Here is a 4,105-nt window from a genome sequence, read left to right as displayed (position 1 = left end):
CTCAGCCTGAACGGCTGTCCTGGAAGACCGCCGTACACCCCAACCTCCGTTCAGGCTGAGCGAAGTCGAAGCCCAAGGGAATCCCTCAAGCCTTCAGCTTCGCCAGCAACGCCTTCGCCGCAGCCGTCTCGGCTTCCTGCTTGTTCGCGCCCTCCGCGCTCGCCTCCGCCGTTCGACCGAGTTTGACCGTCACCGTGAAGCGCGGCGCGTGATGCGGCCCCGACCGGTCGGTCACCACATATTCCGGGGCCTTGCGGTTATGCGCGGCGGCCCATTCCTGCAGCGCCGATTTGGGATGCTGCGGCGCCTTGCCCTGCGAATGGACCCGGTCGCCCCAGGCCTTGCGGATGAAGGCCCGCGCCGCGTCCAGCCCAGCTTCGCGATACCAGGCGCCGATCAGCGCCTCCATCACATCGCCCAGCACATTGTCGCTGTCCGAGGCACCATCGTCGCGCGCCTGCTTGCCGAGCCGCAGGTGATCGCGCACGCCCAGGTCGCGCGCAACATCGGCGCACACCGCGCCGGTCACCAGCGAGTTGAGCCGACGCGACAGCTGTCCTTCGGGCTCGCTGGGGAATTGCTCCCACAGCCATTCCGCCATGACCAGGCCGAGCACGCGGTCGCCCAGAAACTCCAGCCGCTCGTAATTTTCCGCCGCCTGGCTGCCATGGGTCAGCGCGCGTTGAAAGGGGGCGCTATCCTTGGGGGGCTGGCCGAACATCCCGGCCAGCCAGCTGTCGAGCGCGCTCAAAACCCTTCTCCGATCCGGTTCCAGCGTGCGGCCGACACCCAGGTCCAGGGCTTGATCCATTCGGCCGTGCCATCGGTCGAGAAGAAGGTGACCGCCGCGCGCCCCTCCAGCCGCTCCATCGGGATATAGCCCATGCCCATCGGCGGTGCGAACCGGCTGTCCGCCGAGTCGTCGCGATTGTCGCCCATCAGGAAGACGTTGCCGGCCGGTACGGTGTAGACGACCGTATCGTCACGATCGGGGAAATCGCCCTGGTCGAGCACGTCATAGTTCCTGCCGTTGGGAAGCGTCTCGCGGAAGCGGGCATAGCGGCACACCCCCTGCCCCGCGACCGTATCGAGATGCTCGGCCCCGCACTTGTCGGCGTTGAAATTGGGAGTCAGCGGCAGGACGAAATCGGCGATCCGCTGCTTGGGGATCGGGCGGCCGTTCAGGATGACCTGACCGTTGCGCACCTGGATGGTGTCGCCGGGCAGGCCGATCACCCGCTTGATGACGTCATGATCGTCCGGCCCTGGCGAGCGGAACACCACCACATCGCCACGCGCCGGATCGCGGCCCAGCACACGCCCGGGCAGCAGCGGCAGGCCGAAGGGAAAGGACCAGCGCGAATAGCCGTAATTCCACTTGGTCACGAACAGATAGTCGCCGATCAACAGGCGCGGCAGCATCGATTCCGACGGGATGACGAACGACGTCACGATGAAGCTGCGCAGGATGAAGACGAACAGCGCCAGCTTCAGGAAGAAGCGCAGCGTGTCCTTCGTCTCCGATTTTTCGGGGGTATCGGCCATGTCTGGCGGGTTCGCGCAACCCGCCCGCGCCGTCAAGCCGCTTCGCCTTTCCACATCGGGGGATCGACGATAGGGGAACCGCCCGTCCCCTCATCGGTACATTCCTCACCCATGACCGAATTCATCCTGAACCTCATCGCCTGGGGCGGCTATTTCGGTATTTTCCTGCTGATGGCGCTGGAGAATATCCTGCCGCCCATCCCGTCCGAGGTCATCATGGGGCTGGGCGGGATGGCGGTCGCGCGCGGCGACATGGCGATGGTCCCGCTGCTGCTCTGGGGCACGGCGGGGACGACCGTCGGCAATTATGCCTGGTACGCGGTCGGCCGCTATATCGGCTATGAGCGGTTTCGCCCCTTCGTCGAACGCCATGGCCGCTGGCTGACGATGGACTGGCGCGATGTCGAGCGGCTGCACCTGTTCTTCGTCCGACATGGCGGCTGGGTGGTGTTCGTGTTCCGCTTCATGCCCGCCTTCCGCACGATGATCTCGCTGCCCGCCGGGATCACGCGCATGCCACTGGGCAAGTTCCTGCTCTGGACCTTTGCGGGCAGCGTCATCTGGAATGCGATCCTGGCCTATGCCGGGCTGTGGCTGGGCGCCAATTTCCAGGCGATCGATCGCTATGTCGGGCCGGCGGCGATCGTCATGACGGCGGTGATCGTCATCGGCTATGTCTGGCGCGTCATCACTTGGAAACCGCACCGCGACCGTTGAGCGACGTCACCCGCGCGGATGCGCGGTGCGATACACGTCTAGCAGGCGCGCGGCATCGACCGCCGTATAGATCTGCGTCGAGCTCAGGCTGGCATGGCCGAGCAGTTCCTGAAGCTGGCGCAGATCGGCGCCGCGCCCCAGCAGATGCGTCGCGAAGCTGTGGCGCAGCGCGTGCGGCGTCGTCCGCGCGCCCAGCCCCAGCCGTTCACGCGCCCCGCGCACCGATCGGCGGATGATCGCGGGCGAGAGCGGACCGCCCCTGGCACCCCGGAACAGCGGCTCCTCGCCTGCGACGACGAAGGGCATCTGCGCGGCATAGCGCTCGATCGCCTCGCGCACCTGCGGCAGCAGCGGCACGATCCGCATTTTGTCGCGCTTGCCGCGTACCCGGAGCGTCTCGCCCAGCGGCAGGATCGCGGCATGGAGCGCCATCGCCTCGCCGATCCGCAACCCCGCGCCATAGAGCAGCAGCAACACCGCCCAGTCGCGTGCCGCGATCCAGGGTTCGGCGGCGTCCTCCGCGACGTCTTCGGCCAACGCGATGATGTCAGCCGGGGCCTGTGGGCGGGGCATGCTGCGCTTGCGGCGGGGGCCCTTGAGTGGCGGCGGCGCGATACCCGCGAAATGGAGGAAGGTCCGCACCGCCGACAATTCGCGCGCGGTCGACGCAGCCGTCAGCCCCTCGCTCCGCCGCGCCGCCAGATAGGCGCGCAGATCGGCAGCGGTGATGCGGCCCAGTTTCCCGGCGTCGACCGCTTCGCCCCAATGCTGCGTCAGAAAGCCCGTCAACCGCTCGGCAGTTGCGACATAGGCGCGCACCGTGTGATCCGACCGCCGCAGGTCCACGGTGAGGTGGCGGTAATAATCGGCGATCGATGCGGTCATGGGGTGCTTTTATTACGGATCGGCGCGGCGGTCATCCCGTGGCCTTCGACTTCGCTCAGGCTGAACGGAGTGTGGGAATACGGGATATGGAGACTGGGTTGACATACCAACCTCCGTTCACGCTGAGCGAAGTCGAAGCGCACGCCCCGCCCTCGCCCAGCACGCCGGAACGAGAAAGGGGCGCTCCCTCGCGGAAACGCCCCTTCGATAAATTGAAAGCGAAGAAATCAGCGATCGAGGATCGCGTCGATTTCCGCCCCCACCGCATCCATCGCGGCCATGCCGTCGACCCGCGTCACGATGCCGCGCGCCTCATAGATCGGCAGGATTGGCGCGGTCTTGGCGCGATACTCGGCCATGCGGGTCCGCACCGTCTCGGCATTGTCGTCGGGGCGACGCTTGAACTCGGTCGAGCCGCAGACGTCGCAGACGCCTTCTACCTGGGTCGGCTTGAACGTGTCGTGATAGCCCGCCCCGCACGATGCGCAGGTGAAGCGGCCCGTGATGCGCTCGACCAGCGCGTCCTCGTCTACCGCCAGTTCGATGACATGGTCGAGCGTCTTGCCACGCTCCGCCAGCAGCACGTCCAGCGCCTCGGCCTGCGCCTCGGTACGGGGATAGCCGTCGAAGATCGCGCCGCCCTCGGCATCGGCCTGGTCCAGCCGCTCGCCGATCAGCGCCGAGACGATCGCGTCCGATACCAGCTCGCCCGCGTCCATCACCGCCTTGGCCTGAAGCCCGACCGGGCTGCCCGCCTTGACCGCGGCCCGCAGCATGTCGCCGGTCGACAGCTGCACCATGCCGCGATTGGCCACCAGCCGCTGCGCCTGGGTTCCCTTGCCCGCGCCCGGCGGGCCCAGCAGGATGATGTTCACGCCCACGTCAATCTCCCCTCTTGTCCCTGTGGTCGGCCGGCGCTCAGCGCAGGCGACCGCCCTTCAGCTTCGCCTTCTTGATC

5 protein-coding genes are annotated in these 4,105 nt (G+C 67.1%); 1 reads left to right on the top strand and 4 read right to left on the bottom strand.

Translation table 11 applies throughout. The annotated features are described in order from the left end of the window. Positions 1 to 85: 85 nt before the first annotated feature. Together rnc and lepB are read right to left on the bottom strand one after the other, a co-directional pair. On the bottom strand, positions 86 to 721 hold the full coding sequence (gene rnc / locus ACQKJZ_RS18460) for a ribonuclease III (protein WP_312488081.1): 636 nt from the start codon (positions 719 to 721) through the stop codon (positions 86 to 88). A 26-nt stretch (positions 722 to 747) separates the two neighbouring features. Continuing rightward, positions 748 to 1,545, bottom strand: a complete 798-nt coding sequence (lepB, locus tag ACQKJZ_RS18455; RefSeq protein WP_427733047.1) for a signal peptidase I — start codon at positions 1,543 to 1,545, stop codon at positions 748 to 750. Positions 1,546 to 1,656: 111 nt separating this feature from the next. Between lepB and ACQKJZ_RS18450 the strand changes: the two genes are divergently transcribed. Then, the gene (locus ACQKJZ_RS18450; protein WP_427733045.1) at positions 1,657 to 2,262 is read left to right on the top strand and encodes a DedA family protein; all 606 of its coding nucleotides are present in this window, start codon (positions 1,657 to 1,659) and stop codon (positions 2,260 to 2,262) included. A gap of 6 nt (positions 2,263 to 2,268) precedes the next feature. Here ACQKJZ_RS18450 and ACQKJZ_RS18445 read toward each other — a convergent pair whose 3' ends face one another. Together ACQKJZ_RS18445 and ACQKJZ_RS18440 are read right to left on the bottom strand one after the other, a co-directional pair. Beyond that, on the bottom strand, positions 2,269 to 3,147 hold the full coding sequence (locus ACQKJZ_RS18445; protein ID WP_427733043.1) for a tyrosine recombinase XerC: 879 nt from the start codon (positions 3,145 to 3,147) through the stop codon (positions 2,269 to 2,271). Between the two features lie 227 nt (positions 3,148 to 3,374). Continuing rightward, complete coding sequence (locus tag ACQKJZ_RS18440) at positions 3,375 to 4,022, bottom strand: adenylate kinase (RefSeq protein ID WP_427733049.1); 648 nt, start codon at positions 4,020 to 4,022, stop codon at positions 3,375 to 3,377. Between the last annotated feature and the right edge of the window lie 83 nt (positions 4,023 to 4,105).

This window comes from Sphingomonas sp. NPDC019816 (genome assembly GCF_050274375.1).
Lineage (GTDB): Bacteria > Pseudomonadota > Alphaproteobacteria > Sphingomonadales > Sphingomonadaceae > Sphingomonas.
This window is presented reverse-complemented; position numbering and strand designations above follow the sequence as displayed.